The sequence below is a fragment of the Shewanella sp. K8 genome (assembly GCF_028823715.1).
Classification (GTDB): Bacteria; Pseudomonadota; Gammaproteobacteria; order Enterobacterales; family Shewanellaceae; genus Shewanella; species Shewanella algae.
Genome location: NZ_JAPEHY010000006.1, coordinates 86,079 through 105,237 on the forward strand (window position 1 = coordinate 86,079; position 19,159 = coordinate 105,237).

Sequence of the window (19,159 nt, forward strand, 5' to 3'; positions counted from 1 at the left end):
AAGCCATAATTCCAAGGGTTTTGGGTCATTTCCAAGATTTCTATTCCCCAAAGTTATATAAGAGCCCAACAAAAGGCGATCTTGATCACATTTAGCCATTTTGTGGCGGAGATACTGCTCCCATAACCAAAAACTTAAGCCACATACGAAAGGCAAGATGATCCAGATCATTTTGGTTCCGGGTAAATTAACCATGATAAGCACGCACAACAACAAAAGGGAAAGGCGATAGCACTTTCTCAACACCACAATAAGCACAAGCAACATATGAAATGATGAGGCAACCATGACATTTCTACAGTTACTCGCAAGCCTGACACCCGTGATCAGCGTCATGCTGTTCCTGGTGTTGCTCCGGATGCCCGCATCCAGAGCTATGCCAATCTCCATGGTGATCACCGCCCTGGCCGCCGTTTTTATCTGGCAGATGGACACTACCCTACTGGCCGCCTCCGTGGTTGAAGGCCTGCTGTCGGCGATTACTCCTTTGACCATCATCTTCGGTGCGGTCTTCCTGCTCAACACCCTGAAATATTCAGGCGCCATGGATACCATTCGTGCCGGTTTTACCAATATCAGCGCAGATGCCAGGGTCCAGGTGATCATCATCTGTTGGCTGTTCGGCTCCTTTATTGAAGGCTCAGCCGGTTTTGGTACACCTGCCGCTATCGGTGCACCTCTGTTGGTACTCTTGGGTATCCCACCGGTTGCGGCCGCCGTGGTTGCCTTGATTGCCGACTCAACTTCAGTGTCTTTCGGCGCTATCGGTCTACCGGTGCTCTTTGGTATGGAGCAGGGTCTGCTCGAAGGCGGTACCAGCATGGCTGCGGCACAAATTGCCGAACATGGCGGTCACTTCAGCGATTATGCCCAGTTCATTGCCATGCATATGATCACCATAGATCTGATAACAGGTACGCTGATCCCCTTGGTAATGGTGTCTGTGCTGACAGGCTTCTTTGGTCGCAATAAGTCCTTCAAGGAAGGCTTTGCCATCTGGAAATTCGCCCTGTTCGCCGGTTTGGCCTTTACCATTCCTGCCTGGCTGATCAACTTCTTCGCCGGCCCAGAGTTCCCTTCAGTGATTGGTGCCCTGGTCGGTATGTCACTGGTTATCCCGGTTGCCCGCAAAGGCTGGTTACTGCCGAAAACCCCTTGGAATGACTTTGCCGAAAACGACAAGGAAGCAGAAACAGCTAAAGTGGAAACCAAGGCACGCTTCTCTCAGTTGGCCGCCTGGACTCCGTACCTGATCATGGCCGCTCTCTTGGTGCTTTCACGTGTGGTACAGCCACTGAAAGCCTGGCTGAACGGTTTCAACATCAGTTGGACCGGCCTGTTGGGCACTGAGCTCAAGGCCAGCTTCGCCACCTTCTTTGCACCGGGCGCCTTCTTTGTTGCCGTGTGTATTCTGGGCTTCTTCCTGTTCAGAATGAACTCCAAGGCCATTAAAGAATCGGTCACGGTTTCCTGCAAGTCCATGGTGCCAACCATTATCTCTCTGGGTGCCTCTGTGCCCATGGTGAAAATCTTCCTTAACTCAGGCACTAACAGTGCCGGTCTGCAGTCAATGCCGGTAGCACTGGCGGATATGCTGGCCGGAAGCCTCGGCAGTGTCTGGGCCTGGATTTCACCTATAGTCGGTATTTTCGGTGCCTTCCTATCGGGTTCGGCTACCTTCTCCAACATGATGTTCTCCGGCCTGCAATACAGCGTGGCCGATAATATAGGAGCCAACCACGCGCTGATCCTGGCACTGCAGGGTATTGGCGCCAACGCCGGTAACATGATGTGCGTGATGAACGTGGTCGCGGCAGCAACTGTGGTCGGTATGGCCGGTCGCGAATCTGAAATCATCCGCAAGACTATGCCCGTAGCGCTTGGCTATGCTTTACTGGCCGGTACCCTGGCGGTGATCTGGGGCGGATTCTAAAAACGATAATAATCCTTCGATAAGGCAGCCGCCTTTAGCGCTGCCTTTATTATCAAATTTAATGTGTAGAGAAATGTCTTATGTCTATCAACTATGAAGCCGTGATCCGCGACCTGCGTAAACAGTTGGGAGAAGCCGCCGTCAGTGATGATCCTGTGCGCCGCTTTGCCTGGTCAACCGATGCCAGCTATTTCCGAATAGTGCCCGAGGTGGTGGTACATGCCGAAGAGCTGGAGCAGGTAAAACGTACTCTGGCGGTGGCCAGAAGCTACGGCGCTCCGGTAACTTTCCGCGCCGCAGGTACCAGTCTGTCGGGTCAGGCCATAGGTGAAGGCATCTTGCTTATCCTGGGATTCGATGGTTTCCGCACTCTGGATATCAGTAAAGACAGCAACAAGGTCACCCTGGGTGCGGCTGTTATTGGCGCCGATGCCAACGCCGCCCTCAAACCTTTGAATAAGAAAATCGGCCCGGATCCGGCAACTCTGGCTTCGGCCATGGTAGGCGGTATCGTCTCCAACAACGCTTCCGGTATGTGCTGCGGCACGGCCCAAAACAGCTACCAAACCATCTCCTCAGTAAAACTGCTGCTGGCCGATGGCACAGAGCTGGATACCGGCAGCGAAGAATCCAAAGAAGCCTTCCGTCAGTCACACCCCGAACTGCTCAAGGCACTGGCAGATTTGGGTGCCATGGCTCGCGGTAATGAGACCCTGGCAGCGCGAATTCGTAAAAAGTTCGCCATTAAAAACACTACAGGTTACAGCCTCAACGCCCTGGTGGATTTTGAAGATCCCTTCGATATCATCAACCACATCATAGTCGGCGCCGAAGGCACTCTGGCGTTTGTTAACGAAGTCACCTATCACACAGTGGACGAAGCTAAATTCAAGGCCTCGGCCATGGCGGTATTCTTCAATATGGAAGATGCAGCCCGGGCAATCCCCCCTATTCAGGGCGAAAGCGTGGCTGCGGCCGAGCTGCTGGACTGGGCCTCCATCAAGGCGGTAACAGGCAAAAAGGGTATGCCGGATTGGCTGGCCGAACTGCCGGAAGGCGCTGCGATTTTGCTGATAGAATCCCGCGCCAATGATGATGAGACTCTGGAACGTTATACCCAGGACGTTATCGCCAAGCTGGCGCATATTGAAACCGAGCGCCCCATCAGCTTCAGCCGTGACCCGGCCGTTTACGGTAAATATTGGGCCATGCGCTCCGGCCTATTCCCCATTATCGGTGGTGAGCGTCCCAAGGGCACTTCGGTAATCATCGAAGACGTGGCCTTCCGGGTTGAAAACCTGGCCAGTGCCGCTCACGATCTGACCGAGCTGTTCCATAAGCACGGCTATCCTGAAGGGGTGATCTACGGCCACGCGCTGGCCGGTAACTTCCACTTTATCATTACCCCTAAATTCGGCTCCCAGGCCGATATCGAACAGTTCCATCAATTTATGGAAGCGGTCGCCGATATGGTGATCAACAAGTACGACGGTTCGATGAAGGCCGAGCACGGCACAGGCCGCGCCGTGGCACCTTTTGTAGAAATGGAATGGGGTAGTGACGCCTACACCCTGATGAAAAACATCAAGCAGATCTTCGATCCCGAAGGACTGCTGAACCCTGGGGTGATCCTCAACGACGACAAGCAGGTGCACATCAAGAATATCAAGCCCTGTCCCGAAGTGGACGACCTGGTAGATAAGTGTATCGAGTGCGGTTTCTGTGAAAAGACCTGCCCCACCTCGGCGCTGAACCTGTCACCCAGACAGCGGATAGCCACCTTGCGTGAAATCGAGCGTCTAGAACAGAGCGGCGACAAGGAAGCGGCCGAGAAAATGCGTGCCGCCGCCAAGTATGATGTGGTGGATACCTGCGCCGCCTGTCAGCTCTGTACCATTGCCTGCCCGGTAGACAACAGCATGGGCCAACTGGTCCGCAAGCTGCGTACTCCCTACATCACCACCACAGAGCAGAAGGTTCTGGACTTCCAGGCCAAGCACTGGGGCGCCGTCAACCAGGTGCTGAGCACAGGCTTTGATGCCCTGGGCACAATACACAAACTCACGGGCACGGGTATCACCTCAGGGCTGATGAACATGGGCCGGGCGATTTCCAAAGAAGTGCCTTACTGGAACCCTGACTTCCCCAAAGGCGGTAAGCTGCCCAAGCCTTCGGCGCCCAAAGCCAACCAGGAAACCGTGGTCTACTTCGCCGCTTGCGGCGGCCGCACCTTCGGCCCAACACCGCTGGATCCCGATGACCGCACCCTACCTGAAGTGGTAGTGACCTTGCTGGAGCGTGCCGGCTATAACGTGATTACGCCGGCCAAGACCCGCAATCTGTGCTGCGGCCAGATGTGGGAATCCAAAGGGGATTTCAAAAATGCCGACATGAAGCGTGATGAGCTTATCGATACACTTAGTGCCATGACAGAAGGCGGCAAGCTGCCCGTGGTTGTCGATGCCCTCTCCTGTACCTACCGTGCCCTTTCCGGTAATCCCAAGGTTGAACTACTGGATCTGGTCGAATTCCTGCACGACAAGGTATTGCCGAAACTCACCCTCACCAAGAAAGTCAATGTGGCACTGCACCTGGGGTGCTCGGCGCGCAAAATGAAGCTGGAACCCAAGATGCAAGCCATTGCCGATGCCTGCTCCGACAAGGTACTGCGCCCTGCCGGCGTCGATTGTTGTGGTTATGCCGGTGAGAAAGGTCTCTACAAACCTGAGATCAACGCCTCGGCACTGCGGAACATCAAGAAACTCATCCCCACTGACTTCAAGGAAGGCTACTATGCCAACCGTATGTGTGAGGTGGGCCTGAGCCACCACAGTGGCATCTCATACCGCCACCTGGCCTATCTGCTGGAGGAATGCAGCCGCTGATAACCGAGAGAGGGAGCACTAAGCTCCCTCTTTTTTCATCTGTGTCAAATAATGGATTTCCGTTCGGATTACGAAACAAAAACCAAGATATTTAATCAATAAAAATCAGCTAGTTACAATATTCTCATTTTTGCAAAAAAGATTTTACTCATTTACTGAATTAGCACTATTTATTGTGTGGTTATAGGCTTATATTCAAGCATATTTACCCTATGTCAGGTGATGTTCAAATACAGAGTCAGAAAGCATCTGGCCACACCGGACATAGATGATGTCGGTTAACGCAAGCAACATCCAATTAGGAAACACCAAATGAAGATAGCCTTGTTTATTCCCTGTCTGGTCAACCAGATGCTGCCGGATGTGGCCATCGCCACCTTGGAACTGCTGGAGAAACTGGGGCACCAGGTGATCCTGCCTGAAGGCCAAACCTGTTGTGGTCAGCCCATGACCAACTCGGGTTGTTTTAACGAAGCCCGCAACACCACTTTGAAGCTGCTCAACGCCTTCAAGGGAGTCGAATGCGACGCTATCGTCTGTCCTGCCGCCTCTTGCCTGGTGGCAGCCAAGGAAAACTTCCATGAGTTTGACGACAGCCCGGAAGCCGCAGCCGTTATCGCCAAGCTGTACGAACTGACCGAGTTCCTGCACGATGTCGCCCCGGTAGAGAGCTTCCCCAAGGCCTTCCCTCACAAGGTGAGCCTGCAGTTGAGCTGTCATGGTATCCGTATGCTGGATCTCGCCAGCCCCAGCGAATATATGGGCCCACGTTACAACAAGATGGAAGCCCTGCTGGAACGCATTCCCGGCATAGAGATCACCTATCCGGATCGCCGCGACGAATGCTGTGGCTTCGGCGGTACCTTTGCGGTGGATGAAGGTGCAGTGTCGGCCAAGATGGGTAAAGACAAGGCTCAGGCCCATGCGGCTACGGGAGCAGACTTTGCCGTCGGTTTCGACCCATCCTGTCTGATGCATCTGGATGGCATGATCCGCCGCCAGAAGCTGCCGATTGAAACCCGCCATCTGGCGCAGATCCTCAACGCTGCCATTTAGGGAGATAGCCATGTCACAGACACAAGGGGCCAACGCCCACGCCAGCCAGGCAGAGATCTTCTGCCGTGATGAGTCCAGAGTCGATTGGCATTCCAAAGCCCTGTGGGTGTTGCGGGAAAAACGCGACCGCGCCGCCGGCAGCCTGCCCGAGTGGGAACAGCTGAGGGATCTGGGTTCGGCTATCAAGCTGCATACCCTGACCAATCTGGCCAAGTATCTGGAAGAGTTCGAAGCCAACTGTATCCAGAACGGCATTCAAGTGCATTGGGCCAAAGACGGCGCCGAGCATAACCGTATAGTGCATGAGATTCTGGCCAACCATCAGGTGAAGAAACTGGTGAAGTCCAAGTCCATGCTCACCGAAGAGTGCCACCTAAACCCCTTCCTCGAGAGCAAGGGCATAGAGGTTATAGACACTGACTTGGGTGAACGTATTATTCAGCTGAAAAAGCAGCCACCTTCACATATTGTGGTTCCCGCCATTCACCTCAAGAAAGAGGAAGTGGGCGAATTGTTCCATGAAAAACTGGGCACAGAAGCCGGCGCCAGCGACCCAACTTACCTGACCCGCGCCGCCCGAGCCCATCTGCGTGAGCAATTCCTCAGTGCCGATGCCGCCATGACTGGGGTGAACATGGCTATCGCCGACAAAGGTGCGGTAGTGGTCTGTACCAACGAAGGCAACGCCGACATGGGCTGTAACCTGCCCAAGCTGCAACTGCACTCCATGGGGATAGACAAGCTGGTACCTTCAGTGGAAAGTGCCTCGGTTTATCTGCGCACCCTGGCCCGTAACGCCACGGGACAACCGGTAACCACCTACTCCAGCTTCTACCGCGGCCCACAGGCCGGTGGCGAGATGCATGTCATCATAGTGGATAACGGCCGCACCGAGATGCTCAAGGACAAGATCCTGGCCGAGTCGCTCAAGTGTATTCGCTGCGGTGGTTGTCTGAACACCTGCCCTGTATATCGTCGCAGTGGTGGCTACAGCTACAACTACACCATCCCGGGCCCGATTGGCATCGCCGTCGGCGCTCAACACGATGACACCAACTCCATCGCCTGGGCTTGTACCCTGTGCGGCTCTTGCTCCTATGTGTGCCCCACCAAGGTGCCATTGGACAAGATCATCTTCCGTCAGCGTCGCCTCAAAGCCGAGTCGGGTCAACTGCCATATGGCAAAGGCAGTTATATGCCTTTGGTCGGTAAGTTTATGGCCAGCACCACTATGCTGAACTGCTCCATGAGTATGGCAAGACTGGGCTTGAGAATACTGCCCGGCAGCCTGCTCAAGCCGTTCTCCGGCGCCTGGGGTAAATATCGTGAACTGCCCAAGGCACCCGCCTCCAGTTTCGAGGCCTGGTTCAAGAAAAACAGGAGCTAATCAGATGTCCAGCAAATCTCTTATTTTGGATGCCCTCAAGTCCTGTGCACTTGAAGGACACAATATGCCGGCCATAGATGTGGCCCCCCGACTGGATGACCTGATTGGTCAGTTTGAAACCAATCTGGGAACCGTTGCCGGCAAGCTGCATAAGCGTGGTGGTTTTACCGAGCTGCAGCAGCAGGTCGATGCCTTGATTGCCGAAGGCAAGCAAGTGATTTCTCAGGTGGAAGGGGTAACAGGTAACCGTGAAGTGCCCGCTGACAGCCATGATCTGCGTGATATCGATTATGCCGTGATCAAGGGGCAAGTGGGTGTTGCCGAAAATGGTGCCATCTGGGTCAGTCAGAAATCTCTGTCCCACAGGATCACGCCCTTTATCTGTGAGAACCTGTTCCTGGTACTGGAAGCCGATGCCATTGTCGCCAACATGCATGAAGCGGCCGACAAGATAATCTTGGACTCGGGTGAGTTTGGGGTGTTTATTGCCGGCCCATCCAAGACGGCTGACATTGAGCAGGCCCTGGTGGTTGGTGCCCACGGCGCCTGTAGCCTGAATGTCTTCCTTATCTAACTCAGGATGAGGATGACAAAAACGCCGGCAACTGCCGGCGTTTTTATTGGGTTACAATCAGCTCTGCGGCCTTAAAGCGTGAAGGAAATCTTTGACCACGTCTTGGCACTAACGGGCTTACCATCGACAAACTTGGGTGCATAACGCCACTTTGACACGGCTTTGACGGTTTCGGTTTCAAACTGCTTGCCACCCTTGGAATCCAGCACTTCCACATGGCTGACAAAGCCCTGTTCGTTTACAGTCACTTCCACGTTGACCCAACCTTCTCGGCTCATCCTGGCGTACTGAATTGGATAACCGGGCACGGCACGAAACAAGGGCCGCTGCTCCTGATCCACACTCCAGGGGCGCATATTGCCTATCGCCTGACAGTGTTGAGTCGCTTTGTCTTCTTCTCCATTGCGGGAATAGAGTTCGACCAGATAGGCATGAGCCGACAGCGCGACAGGCGCATCAAAGGGTAATACCTTGAGCTGCTCTATCACTTCCAGCAACAGAGGTTCGGCCTTGGCGTACTTTTGCTCCGCCAGATAGATGGCTGCCACAGCTGTATCGGCATTGACCCTCTGCAATGAATCCTTTGGTGCAAGTTCGTGGTAAATCTTCTGGGCATCGAGGGCATAGGCCCGAGCCTCGCGGTCATAAACCTCAGTCACAACGAGATCGTTAAAAGCTTCGAGACGCACTGCGGCGGACAGCAGCCGGTCATTTTTGCCATCAGCCAAGGCTATGGCCTGCTGGTAAAGCTTAGCCGCCTCTTTGGGATTGCTGCTGTGCGCAAGCCCCATCAGAGGGTCGAGCACTTCCAAGGCCTGTTCGCCATACAGCGCTTGATAGCTTTGCAACGCTTGCTGATATAAGACTTTGCTCCTTTGCTGATTGGCAATTCCCTGCTCGTCCAACATTAGATTACGCGGCTGTTGCAGCGCCTTGGCCAGATTCATCGACAACGCCAAAGTCGTCCTATCGGTTGCACCCAATTTGGCTTTACCGTCAGCATAGGCCTGCTCGGCAGCACTAATTATCTGAGCCTTGTCACCCTTTTCCAACGCTTGTTGATAGGCCTGATAACTTTCATCCAACCCGGCTTGGGCAGTACCGAATATAAGAGGCAGCAGTAACAGCGACAGTTTGGATACTGAAACAGGGATAGATTTAGTAGATTGCGAGAAGTTGAACATGGCGCGTCTTCCTTAACACTGAGTATCTAGCACTTTTATGGATAATCGGCGCTTGGTGACTTCAAGTCACTGACTCGGCGGGCCTACTGCCGAGCAAATCACAAACGCCAATAACTGCTCAAAGTAACAATATATAAACCTATTGTAAATAGCTGGTATTTTAAACAGCTCTCGGGCTAGTTTTTTGATTTTTCGTTTAAATCTTTAAATGCACCATTTAATTTACTCAGTAACTCAAGCGGCAGCGGAAACAGGATAGTCGAATTGTTTTCTGCCGCAACTTCCGTCAGGGTATGCAGATAGCGCAGCATGATGGCATTGGGTTCTTTCCCCAGCGTCTGCGCCGCTTCCACCAGTTTTTCCGAGGCTTCCATCTCCCCCAGAGCATGGATCACCTTGGCCCGCCGCTCCCGCTCGGCCTCGGCCTGACGGGCAATAGCGCGGATCATACTTTCATTGAGATCCACGTGCTTGATTTCCACATTGGCCACCTTGATGCCCCAGGCATCTGTGTGGGAGTCGAGGATCCTTTGAATGTCGGCATTGAGCATCTCTCTGTTGGCCAACATCTCGTCCAGCTCATGCTGACCGAGCACGGATCTCAGGGTGGTCTGTGCCAGTTGACTGGTGGCAGCGAGGAAGTTCTCCACATTGATAATCGCCTTTTGCGGGTCGACTACCCGAAAATAGAGCACTGCATTGACCCGCACCGAGACATTATCACGGCTGATCACATCCTGAGAGGGCACATCCATCACTATGGTTCGAAGATCCACCCGCACCATCTGCTGCACCACAGGGATCAGTATGATAAGCCCAGGCCCCTTGACCCGGTAAAAACGCCCAAGAAAGAAAATCACCCCACGTTCATACTCCCTGAGGATGCGGAACATACTGATAAGCAAGGCCGCAAACAGCACCAATAACACCCCAAAGGAAATATTCAAACTACTGCTGATAGCTTCGCCCATGTCAGTCTCCTCTGCGTTGATTTTCAGTCGGCTCGATATCACCGCTTTTCACCTCAGCCAGCTTGAGTACCAGCCCCTTAAGCCCCAAAACCCGCACCCGTTGCCCGGGGTTCAAGGCCTGTTCGCAATCACCTTGCCAATCTTCCCCCATAAAGTGCACCCGGCCGCGCCCGGGAAAGCCGTCTATCACCCTGGCATATTTCCCTACCATCCCCTCGGCGCCGGCCACTCCGGACAATTTGCGAGTTTTGAACACAAAGCTGATCAGTAGCAGGAAAAACAGCAGGCTCACGACGCTGACCAGGGCTATCACAGGCCAGGCGATACGAAAGGCTTCAACTTCACTGTCCACCAAAAATACCGACCCCAGCACAAAGGCTACCAGGCCGCCGAAACCTAAAATCCCAAAGCTCGGCAACATGGCCTCGGCGAGCAGCAAAGTAATTCCCAAGAGCAATAAACCACCACCGGCATAGCTGATGGGGAGCAGCTGGAAGGCATACAAGGCCAACAGCAGACAGATCCCCCCTACTACGCCGGGCAACATGGCGCCAGGACTGTAAAACTCCAGCAGCAAACCGTAGATCCCCAATAACATCAGTATGTAAGCGATATTGGGGTTGGTGAGCAGATTGATGAAACGGGCACGCCAATCCGGGCTGCGATCCAGCACTATGGCGTTTTCGGTTTTGAGTATCCGAGCACCACCTTGCATGGCTACCGACTTGCCATCAAGTATGGCCAGGAGTTGCTGCGGCGTATCGGCGATATAGTCGATAACATTGGCCTCCAGCGCTTCCGAGGCCGTCAGGGTTGCCGCATCACGTACCGCCTTCTCGGCCCACTCGACATTACGCTGACGCAGCTCCGCCAGTGCCCGAATATAAGCAATGGCATCATTGAGCTGCTTGCGCTCAAGTTTTTGACTGTTGCTGTCACCCACAGGTTTTTCGGCTTCATTATCGGACGGCTTGGGCTCCGGTGGTTCATTTCCCATGGGACTCAGTTGCACAGGAGCGGCCGCCCCAAGACTGGTGGCACTCGCCATGGCGGCGATATGACAGGCATATAAGATGTAAGTCCCGGCGCTGGCTGCGCGGGCACCGGATGGATAGACCAGACAGGCAACCGGCACCCTGGAGCCGAGAATCGCTTGATTGATATCCCGTAGGCTGGATACCAGGCCTCCCGGGGTATCCAGAGTGATCAACACCAACTGACTGCCTGGGGTTGCAGCTGCACTCTCTATCCCCCGGATCAGATAGTCGCCGACACCAGGCCCTATGGCTCCTTTGACACTGAGCAGGGTAATGGTCGGCGCTGCGGCCGGGGAGTAAGGCTTTGGCCGGACGTGGTCTGCACCTAAGCCAGGCAAGATCCACAACAGAGCCAAGAGTCCTACACAGCCGCAGCGCCGGAACAAAGTATTGGCCGGCCAGCCTTTCATAACGCCCCCGGGTGGGTTTCCCCATACCTTAAGGATAGTCGGCTTTGGGGATTAGGCATAAAGCACTCATGTGACGGCCTTAAACCGAGCCGGTAGATATGAGCAGAAGGAGAGACCAATGAAAAAGGCGCCGAATCAACGGCGCCTGGTATTCAATGAGGGTTAGCGGACTATGCTGAGTCAACGGCAGGAATCAAGAGATTGAAACCCGCCACAAGGCTTATATATTTCAGCTCAAGGCTTATACGTTTCAGCTCAAGGCTGTTTCAGCCTACCGCCCAAACAATCGCCTGCAGTGATAGCATTGAGAAGATACCGGCCAGAATATCATCGGCCATAATGCCAAGACCGCCATGTACCTTGGCATCCAGCACCCGAATGGGCCAGGGCTTGAAGATATCGAAAATGCGGAACAACACAAAGCCCAGCAGCAACCAGAGTACACCGGCGGGCGCTGCAATCATGGTGATCAGTAACCCTGCTACTTCATCCCAAACTATGGCGCCGTGATCGTGCACCCCCATATCTTTGGAAGTCTTGCCGCACAGATAGATGCCACCAATACAGGCCAGCAGTGTCACGGCAATATACACCCCCAAACTGAACTGGGACAGCAACAGATATACAGGCAGGGCTGCCAAGGTTCCAAAGGTCCCCGGCGCCTTGGCCGCGAGGCCGGAGCCAAAACCGAGTGCCAGAAAATGCACCGGGTTCTTGAGGCTGACCCTTGCGAGCGCCTCGTCATGAGCAAACCACTTCATCTAAAAATGCTCAAATCCTGTCTGTTGCGGCTCGAATACCTCGCCGTGATATTGTAGCCTGAGTTGATTACCGGCAAGTATCTGGCCGACTTGATAGAACTTGACTCCGGCATGGCCCAAGGCGGTTTCCAGCGCGCCGCGCTGCGCCTCCGGCACAGTGAACAGCAGCTCATAGTCTTCGCCGCCACAGAGGGCATAGTCGAGTGCCGCATCCGCTGTGACAGTATCTTTCATCGCCTGGGACAGCGGCAGCTTATCCACTTCAATAACCGCACCGACGGCCGATGCCTTGAGGATATGCTTGATATCCGACAGCAAGCCATCTGAGAGATCTATGGCGCTCGATGCCAAGCCCCTCAGGGATTGACCAGCCAGGACTCTGGGGGAGGGATGATAATGGCGGTTAACCAGATATTCCTTGTGCTCTGCCCTCGCCTTCAATTCACCGCGGATAATATCCAGCCCCAGGGCAGAATCACCCAGGGAACCTGTGACATAAATCCAATCACCGGCGCGGGCGCCGCTACGGGTGAGCGCCTTGCCCTCCGGCACTTGGCCATGAACCGTGATATTGATGGCTCTCGGGCCGCGGGTGGTATCGCCTCCGACCAGAGAAATACCATAGTAATCAGCCGCTTCAAATAAACCTGCACTGAATTGCTCCAGCCAGGTTTCATCGACACTGGGCATGGTCAGTGCCAGGGTCATCCATGCGGGCTCGGCCCCCATGGCAGCAAGATCGGACAGGTTGACCGCCAACGCCTTGTAGCCCAATGCCTGGGCCGGCATGTCCGGCAAGAAGTGGACATTTTCCACCAAGGTATCGCAGGAGATGGCAATGGATTTGTGTTCGGCGGGGTGCACCAGGGCACAATCGTCACCTATGCCGAGGCGGACATCTTTGCGCGCTTGGCCACGACCATGAAAATAGCGCTCGATAAGTTGAAATTCTTTCACTGTTGACTTGGCCACAGGTTCGCAGCCTCCCGGTTTTCCAATGAAAAAACGGTATCTTACGATACCGTTTGTCTAATTTCTTTCTGGTTCAGCGACGAGCTACCAGCTTGTCCAATATGCCATTGACAAACTTGTGGCTGTCCTCGGCGCCGAACGCCTTGGCCAACTCGATAGCCTCGTTGATTACCACTTTGTAAGGCGTATCCTTGCGGAAAGTCAGCTCGTAAGCCGCTAAACGCAAAATGGCCTTCTCCACAGGATCGACCTCCTCCATGGGACGCTGATCCAGATGGGGGGCAATTAACTCGTCCAGTTGAGCCTTTTTGGTTGCCGCTCCGGTGAACAGTTCACGGAAGTAGGCGACATCCACGCCGTCTATGTTTTGCTCGGTCAGAAACTCGTGCTCCACATCGGCAATATTGTTCCCGCTCAGTTGCCATGAATAGATGGCTTGAACCGCTAAACGGCGGGCTCTGCGGCGCTCTGAAGGCTTCATGCTTTTTCCTGTATTACAGCTGTTGCTCAAGTTGTTGCAGCACGTTCACCATTTCCAGCAGACCCAGGGCAGCTTCGCCGCCTTTGTTGCCAGCCTTGGTGCCGGAACGCTCAATGGCCTGTTCGATAGTGTCTGTGGTCAGTACCCCGAAAGAGACCGGGATATCGAATTCCAGACCCACTTGAGCCAGACCCTTGTTGCATTCACCTGCAACGAAATCAAAGTGTGGTGTACCACCACGGATCACTGCCCCCAGGGCGATGATACCGTCGAACTTGCCACTGGCGGCAACACGACGGGCGGCCAAAGGCAGCTCGAAAGCACCAGGTACGCGTACCACAGTGATGTTGTCTTCACTTACCTGACCGAAACGCTTAAGAGTGTCTACGGCACCCTCCAGCAGACTTTCAACCACAAAGCTGTTGAAACGGGATACAACGATCGCGACTTTGGCGTTTTTTGCTTCGATATTACCTTGAACTATGTTCATTATCTTACCTAACTTAGCTAAAGCACCCGGCCGGGGGCAAAAAGTGGCGCTATGATAGCACGCAATTTACCCCTTCGCCCTATGCAATTATTCGGAAATGGTTAATTAATTCTGTCGGCTCATTCGCCGGGAATATACTCAGTGACTTCCAGGCCAAAGCCCCCCAAAGAGTGATAACGCTTGGGCGAGCTGAGCAGGCGCATTTTGTTGACGCCAAGCGTCGCCAGAATCTGTGAGCCTACGCCAACCCTTTGGGAGGTTCCCTGCCACTTGGCAGTCACCGGCACTTCACCCTTGTCTTCGGCTTCAAAAGCCTTGACCTTGGCGATAATGCTCTCGTTCGGCTCCTGGTTACCCAGCAGCAACAGCACGCCACCATCGGCGGCAATCCGCGCCATGGCTTGCTCAAGCGGCCAGCTGCGCACTTCGTCGCGCTCAGAGAACAGCAGGTCATTAATAGTGTTTTGCAGGTGTACCCGCACCAGAATATTGTCAACAATCTCGCCCTTGACCATGGCAAAGTGCAGTTGATTGTCTATGGTGTCGCGAAAGGTGTGTAGCTCAAACTCGCCGAAACGGGTAGGCAGCTTGCACTTGGCCTCACGCACCACTGTGGTTTCTGTGTTATTACGGTAGTTGATCAGATCGGCAATGGTGCCCATCTTAACGCCGTGCTCCTTGGCGAACACTTCCAGATCCGGACGGCGCGCCATGGTGCCATCCTCGTTAAGGATCTCCACGATCACAGCCGAAGGTTCCAAACCGGCCAAACGCGCCAGATCGCAACCGGCTTCGGTATGACCGGCGCGCACCAGCACTCCGCCATCCTGCGCCATCAAAGGGAAGATATGCCCGGGCTGAACTATGTCGGACGGCGTGGCATTTTTAGCCACAGCCGCCTGTACTGTCACGGCGCGGTCATGGGCGCTAATACCTGTGGTCACCCCTTCAGCGGCCTCGATGGAGACGGTGAAGTTGGTCGAAAACTGGGCGTTGTTATTGCTGACCATCAGCGGCAGATTCAGCTGCTGGCAGCGAGCCTTGGTCATGGTTTGGCAGATAAGACCACGGCCGAAGCGAGCCATGAAGTTGATCGCTTCCGGGGTGACTTTCTCCGCCGCCATGATGAGGTCGCCCTCATTTTCTCTGTCCTCATCGTCCATCAGGATAACCATTTTGCCCTGACGAATATCCTCGATGATCTCTTCGATACTGTGTAGCGCCATTGTAAGACCTTTATCTCTTGTTCTGTGTAATCAATGAATTCTAACCTGTTAGCGCGCGATAACCAGTGGGCTGGCGCACATCTAGCGCATGAAGCCGGCCTTGGCGAGCATAGCCAGGGTGACACCTTCGCTCGGCTGCGCTTCCTCTTTGTGCTGCATCAGACGCTCAAGATAGCGGGCTATCTGATCCACCTCCAGGTTGACCTTATCGCCGGGGCGCAGCTCAAGCAAAGTGGTTTCACTGGCGGTATGCGGCACTATGGTGAGACGGAAATTGCGGCCATCCACTTCGTTAACCGTGAGGCTGACGCCATCGACCGTAATGGACCCTTTATGGGCGATGTAACGGGCCAGCTCAACGGGCGCCTCGAGCCAAAACTCCAGCGCCTTGCCCCTTGGGGTCACGCTGATGACCCGCGCCATACCATCCACATGGCCACTGACCAAGTGCCCGCCCAAGCGGGTGTTTGGCGTGACCGCCTTTTCCAGGTTGACTTTGGTGCCGACGCTGTAGCGGTCAAAGCCGGTGAGACTGACGGTTTCGGCCGAAACATCGGCCACATAACCCTCCGCCAGACGTTCAACCACGGTCAGACACACGCCGTTGGTGGCAATGCTGTCGCCCAGACGCACATCACTGAGATCCAACTTGCCGCTGGCCACAGTCAGACGAATATCATCACCACGGCGCTCCAGCGTCCGCACTGTACCGACAGCTTCAATTATTCCGGTAAACATTCAATCACCTATCTTGAGAGTAAGCCGGGTATCATTGCCCAGCTTACGTTGATCAGTTACCCGTATCGCCGGGGTATCGGCTATCTGCTGATAGTTTGGCAAGGCCAGCAGGTTTCGGCCAGCGGCGCCAAGCAGTTTCGGGGCTTGATAAAGCAGCATCTCATCGGCCAACCCGGCGGTAATAAAGGCGCCGCAAAGCGTTGCCCCGGCTTCGACCAACACCGCATTGCAGCTCTGGTTCAGGTGTTGCATCAGCGCCGCGATATCGACCCTGTTGCCTTCACCGGCCAGCACCAAAGTGGTGACATAAGGCGGCAAAGCGGCTAGGAATTCATCCTCATAGGGACGGCAGCTGACCAAGAGCACCGGGCTGGCAATTTGCAACAGCCTGGCATCGAGCGGCATACGGCAGTTGCTGTCGAGTATCACTCGCAGCGGTTGAATAAGCTGTTGCTCGCTGAGGGTTTCACCCAGGCTGCCAAGCTCAGCGTGCCGGACATTCAGGGAAGGGTCATCGGCCAATACGGTTTCAATGCCGGTGAGCAGAGCGCAACTGCGGGCCCTGAGCCTTTGCACGTCGCGGCGCGCCTCGGGGCCGGTTATCCATTTGGACTCACCGTTGGCCAGTGCCGTCTTGCCATCGAGACTCGCCGCCAGCTTGAGGGTGACCCAGGGGCGATTTCGCTCCATCCGCGATAAAAAGCCCGGATTCAACTCTCTGGCCTGTTCGGCCAAGAGACCGCTCTGCACCTGAACCCCAGCCTCCTGCAGCATGCCGATACCTTGGCCGGCCACCTGAGGGTTGGGATCTGTCATTGCCACCACCACCCGCTTGAGGCCATGTTTAATTAAGGCTTCGGCACAGGGCGGCGTGCGACCATAGTGACTGCAAGGTTCGAGGGTGACATAGGCAGTAGCACCGCGGGCCTTGTCAGCGGCCATTTTCAGGGCATGTACTTCGGCATGGGGCTCACCGGCACGTTGGTGCCAGCCTTCGCCGACAATCTTGCCATCGGCATCTATGATGACGCAGCCGACATTGGGGTTGGGACGGGTTGTATAACGGCCACGGCGAGCCAGCATTATGGCGCGGCTCATCATGGCGATATCAGTATTGGACCACATGGGGGTTTCCGTTACTTAACAGTTGGCTGTGACTGACAGCCTATTTTTTCTCCAGCTTGGCAATCGCTTCACCAAACTCTGACACATCTTCAAAGGCACGATACACAGAGGCAAAGCGAATATAGGCCACCTTATCCAGCTCGATAAGATGATCCATCATCAGATTGCCGATCATTTCCGAGGTCACTTCCCGCTCGCCTGTGGCTCTGAGGGTGGACTTGATCTTGCTGATCGCCTCTTCAATCTTATCCATGGAAACCGGACGTTTCTCGGCGGCACGCAGCATACCGCCGCGCAGCTTGTCCTCATCGAACGGTTGCCTGCTGCCATCGCGCTTGATCACTCTGGGCATGACAAGCTCGGCACCTTCAAAGGTGGTAAAGCGTTCATGACACAGAGTACATTCCCGGCGACGGCGCACCTGATGACCGTCTGCCACCAGCCTGGAATCTATCACCTTGGTATCCGTCGCACTGCAAAATGGACAATGCATTATGCCTCCTGGTGCTCAGTTGCCGGCAGCGGCTGCTGCTAAATGGCAGAAACAAAAATGGCCGCTGAATTCAGCGGCCATCGAAGTTTATCCTATTCCCTTGAAAAGGTTAACCGTAAACAGGGAAGCGAGCGCACAGTTCCAGCACCTGGCCCTTCACGCGCTCGATAACGGCGTCATCGTGAGCATTGTCGAGCACATCACAGATCCAGCCGGTCAGTTCACGGGCTTCGGCTTCCTTGAAACCGCGGCGAGTGATGGCCGGAGTACCGATACGCACCCCGGAGGTCACAAAGGGTGAGCGGGGGTCGTTAGGCACTGAGTTCTTGTTGACTGTGATGTTGGCGCGGCCCAGAGCGGCGTCGGCTTCTTTACCGGTCAGCTCACGGCCAATCAGGTCCACCAGCATCAGATGGTTGCTGGTACCGCCGGAAACTATCTTGTAACCGCGTTCGAGGAACACCTCAACCATGGCCTTGGCGTTATTAACCACCTGCTGCTGATAGGTTTTGAATTCCGGCTCCAGTGCTTCTTTGAAGGCCACTGCTTTACCGGCGATAACGTGCATCAGAGGACCACCCTGACCGCCCGGGAATACCGCGGAATTCAGCTTCTTGTACAGATCTTCATCGTCGGCAGCCGACAGAATCACACCACCGCGGGGACCGGCCAGTGTCTTGTGAGTGGTCGAAGTCACCACGTGGGCGTGCGGCACAGGGTTAGGATAAACACCGGCAGCGATAAGACCGGCCACGTGTGCCATATCGACAAACAGGTAAGCGCCAATTTTGTCGGCGATTTCGCGCAGCTTGGCCCAGTCAACTATGCCTGAGTAGGCCGAGAAGCCGCCGATGATCATCTTGGGCTTGTGTTCCAGCGCCAGCGTTTCGAGTTCGCTGTAGTCAATCTTGCCGGACTCATCGATACCGTAAGGAATGATGTTGTACAGCTTGCCGGAAAAGTTAACCGGAGAGCCGTGGGTCAAGTGACCACCGTGAGCCAGGTTCATCCCCAGTACGGTATCGCCGGGTTGCAGCAACGCCATATAAACCGCGCTGTTGGCCTGTGAACCTGAGTGTGGCTGAACGTTGGCGTAAGTAGCGCCAAACAGCTGCTTGGCACGCTCAATTGCCAGAGTCTCCACCACATCGACATACTCACAACCACCGTAGTAACGCTTGCCTGGATAACCTTCGGCATACTTGTTGGTCAGTTGTGAGCCCTGGGCTTCCATGACTCTGGGGCTGGTGTAGTTTTCGGAGGCGATCAGCTCAATGTGCTCTTCCTGACGACGGGTTTCATCCTCAATCGCCTTGAACAGCTCAGGATCATAGTCGGCAATGTTCATACTTTTCTTCAGCATCTGTCACTCCAGCTGGCAAATCTTATTGGTAGGGTTGCGCGGTATTCTACTCTGAGTGTGACAAATATCCCAG

The 19,159-nt window shown here is 54.6% G+C and carries 17 protein-coding genes; 5 read left to right on the forward strand and 12 right to left on the reverse strand.

Annotation, left to right across the window (positions count from 1 at the left end):
* Window positions 1–286: 286 nt before the first annotated feature.
* The 5 genes from ON072_RS05065 to ON072_RS05085 all read left to right on the forward strand — a co-directional run bounded on the left by ON072_RS05065 (window position 287) and on the right by ON072_RS05085 (window position 7,835).
* Window positions 287–1,933: an L-lactate permease gene (locus ON072_RS05065; protein WP_037473773.1), complete on the forward strand. Its 1,647-nt coding sequence runs from the start codon at window positions 287–289 to the stop codon at window positions 1,931–1,933.
* Between the two features lie 80 nt (window positions 1,934–2,013).
* Window positions 2,014–4,818 (forward strand): FAD-binding and (Fe-S)-binding domain-containing protein, encoded by a 2,805-nt coding sequence (locus ON072_RS05070; RefSeq protein WP_028779062.1) that lies wholly within the window; start codon window positions 2,014–2,016, stop codon window positions 4,816–4,818.
* 312 nt (window positions 4,819–5,130) lie between these two features.
* The gene (locus ON072_RS05075) at window positions 5,131–5,874 is read left to right on the forward strand and encodes a (Fe-S)-binding protein (RefSeq protein WP_045282525.1); all 744 of its coding nucleotides are present in this window, start codon (window positions 5,131–5,133) and stop codon (window positions 5,872–5,874) included.
* Window positions 5,875–5,884: 10 nt separating this feature from the next.
* Complete coding sequence (locus tag ON072_RS05080; RefSeq protein WP_028779061.1) at window positions 5,885–7,261, forward strand: lactate utilization protein B; 1,377 nt, start codon at window positions 5,885–5,887, stop codon at window positions 7,259–7,261.
* A gap of 4 nt (window positions 7,262–7,265) precedes the next feature.
* The gene (locus tag ON072_RS05085; RefSeq protein WP_025009425.1) at window positions 7,266–7,835 is read left to right on the forward strand and encodes a LutC/YkgG family protein; all 570 of its coding nucleotides are present in this window, start codon (window positions 7,266–7,268) and stop codon (window positions 7,833–7,835) included.
* 71 nt (window positions 7,836–7,906) lie between these two features.
* Here the strand turns inward: ON072_RS05085 and ON072_RS05090 are convergent, their stop codons facing one another.
* The 12 genes from ON072_RS05090 to glyA form a co-directional block, all read right to left on the reverse strand.
* The gene (locus tag ON072_RS05090; RefSeq protein WP_025887615.1) at window positions 7,907–9,019 is read right to left on the reverse strand and encodes an energy transducer TonB; all 1,113 of its coding nucleotides are present in this window, start codon (window positions 9,017–9,019) and stop codon (window positions 7,907–7,909) included.
* Window positions 9,020–9,195: 176 nt separating this feature from the next.
* Window positions 9,196–9,990: a slipin family protein gene (locus ON072_RS05095; RefSeq protein WP_025887614.1), complete on the reverse strand. Its 795-nt coding sequence runs from the start codon at window positions 9,988–9,990 to the stop codon at window positions 9,196–9,198.
* Between the two features lies 1 nt (window position 9,991).
* On the reverse strand, window positions 9,992–11,437 hold the full coding sequence (locus ON072_RS05100; RefSeq protein ID WP_025887612.1) for an NfeD family protein: 1,446 nt from the start codon (window positions 11,435–11,437) through the stop codon (window positions 9,992–9,994).
* Between the two features lie 266 nt (window positions 11,438–11,703).
* Window positions 11,704–12,198, reverse strand: coding sequence for a phosphatidylglycerophosphatase A family protein (locus ON072_RS05105; protein WP_025887610.1), 495 nt, complete (start codon window positions 12,196–12,198; stop codon window positions 11,704–11,706).
* Window positions 12,199–13,155 carry a thiamine-phosphate kinase gene (gene thiL, locus ON072_RS05110; RefSeq protein ID WP_044735717.1) on the reverse strand — a complete coding sequence of 319 codons (957 nt, stop codon included), beginning with the start codon at window positions 13,153–13,155 and terminating at the stop codon, window positions 12,199–12,201.
* Window positions 13,156–13,243: 88 nt separating this feature from the next.
* Window positions 13,244–13,651 carry a transcription antitermination factor NusB gene (nusB, locus tag ON072_RS05115; protein ID WP_025009430.1) on the reverse strand — a complete coding sequence of 136 codons (408 nt, stop codon included), beginning with the start codon at window positions 13,649–13,651 and terminating at the stop codon, window positions 13,244–13,246.
* A 13-nt stretch (window positions 13,652–13,664) separates the two neighbouring features.
* Window positions 13,665–14,141, reverse strand: coding sequence for a 6,7-dimethyl-8-ribityllumazine synthase (gene ribH / locus ON072_RS05120; protein ID WP_025009431.1), 477 nt, complete (start codon window positions 14,139–14,141; stop codon window positions 13,665–13,667).
* 119 nt (window positions 14,142–14,260) lie between these two features.
* Window positions 14,261–15,367: a bifunctional 3,4-dihydroxy-2-butanone-4-phosphate synthase/GTP cyclohydrolase II gene (gene ribBA, locus ON072_RS05125; protein ID WP_025009432.1), complete on the reverse strand. Its 1,107-nt coding sequence runs from the start codon at window positions 15,365–15,367 to the stop codon at window positions 14,261–14,263.
* Window positions 15,368–15,448: 81 nt separating this feature from the next.
* Window positions 15,449–16,105, reverse strand: coding sequence for a riboflavin synthase (locus tag ON072_RS05130; RefSeq protein WP_062793311.1), 657 nt, complete (start codon window positions 16,103–16,105; stop codon window positions 15,449–15,451).
* Window positions 16,106–17,230 (reverse strand): bifunctional diaminohydroxyphosphoribosylaminopyrimidine deaminase/5-amino-6-(5-phosphoribosylamino)uracil reductase RibD, encoded by a 1,125-nt coding sequence (ribD, locus tag ON072_RS05135; RefSeq protein ID WP_109248318.1) that lies wholly within the window; start codon window positions 17,228–17,230, stop codon window positions 16,106–16,108.
* Between the two features lie 40 nt (window positions 17,231–17,270).
* Window positions 17,271–17,723, reverse strand: a complete 453-nt coding sequence (gene nrdR / locus ON072_RS05140; RefSeq protein ID WP_025009434.1) for a transcriptional regulator NrdR — start codon at window positions 17,721–17,723, stop codon at window positions 17,271–17,273.
* Between the two features lie 109 nt (window positions 17,724–17,832).
* On the reverse strand, window positions 17,833–19,086 hold the full coding sequence (glyA, locus tag ON072_RS05145) for a serine hydroxymethyltransferase (protein WP_025009435.1): 1,254 nt from the start codon (window positions 19,084–19,086) through the stop codon (window positions 17,833–17,835).
* Window positions 19,087–19,159 lie beyond the last annotated feature (73 nt).

Excerpts from the sequence above, each read along its gene's own strand:
- ON072_RS05065 (WP_037473773.1), top strand. The coding sequence starts at position 287 with ATGACATTTCTACAGTTACTCGCAAGCCTGACACCCGTGATCAGCGTC.
- ON072_RS05070 (WP_028779062.1), top strand. The coding sequence starts at position 2,014 with ATGTCTATCAACTATGAAGCCGTGATCCGCGACCTGCGTAAACAGTTG.
- ON072_RS05075 (WP_045282525.1), top strand. The coding sequence starts at position 5,131 with ATGAAGATAGCCTTGTTTATTCCCTGTCTGGTCAACCAGATGCTGCCG.
- ON072_RS05080 (WP_028779061.1), top strand. The coding sequence starts at position 5,885 with ATGTCACAGACACAAGGGGCCAACGCCCACGCCAGCCAGGCAGAGATC.
- ON072_RS05085 (WP_025009425.1), top strand. The coding sequence starts at position 7,266 with ATGTCCAGCAAATCTCTTATTTTGGATGCCCTCAAGTCCTGTGCACTT.
- ON072_RS05090 (WP_025887615.1), bottom strand. The coding sequence starts at position 9,019 with ATGTTCAACTTCTCGCAATCTACTAAATCTATCCCTGTTTCAGTATCC.
- ON072_RS05095 (WP_025887614.1), bottom strand. The coding sequence starts at position 9,990 with ATGGGCGAAGCTATCAGCAGTAGTTTGAATATTTCCTTTGGGGTGTTA.
- ON072_RS05100 (WP_025887612.1), bottom strand. The coding sequence starts at position 11,437 with ATGAAAGGCTGGCCGGCCAATACTTTGTTCCGGCGCTGCGGCTGTGTA.
- ON072_RS05105 (WP_025887610.1), bottom strand. The coding sequence starts at position 12,198 with ATGAAGTGGTTTGCTCATGACGAGGCGCTCGCAAGGGTCAGCCTCAAG.
- nusB (WP_025009430.1), bottom strand. The coding sequence starts at position 13,651 with ATGAAGCCTTCAGAGCGCCGCAGAGCCCGCCGTTTAGCGGTTCAAGCC.
- ribH (WP_025009431.1), bottom strand. The coding sequence starts at position 14,141 with ATGAACATAGTTCAAGGTAATATCGAAGCAAAAAACGCCAAAGTCGCG.
- ribBA (WP_025009432.1), bottom strand. The coding sequence starts at position 15,367 with ATGGCGCTACACAGTATCGAAGAGATCATCGAGGATATTCGTCAGGGC.
- ON072_RS05130 (WP_062793311.1), bottom strand. The coding sequence starts at position 16,105 with ATGTTTACCGGAATAATTGAAGCTGTCGGTACAGTGCGGACGCTGGAG.
- ribD (WP_109248318.1), bottom strand. The coding sequence starts at position 17,230 with ATGTGGTCCAATACTGATATCGCCATGATGAGCCGCGCCATAATGCTG.
- nrdR (WP_025009434.1), bottom strand. The coding sequence starts at position 17,723 with ATGCATTGTCCATTTTGCAGTGCGACGGATACCAAGGTGATAGATTCC.
- glyA (WP_025009435.1), bottom strand. The coding sequence starts at position 19,086 with ATGCTGAAGAAAAGTATGAACATTGCCGACTATGATCCTGAGCTGTTC.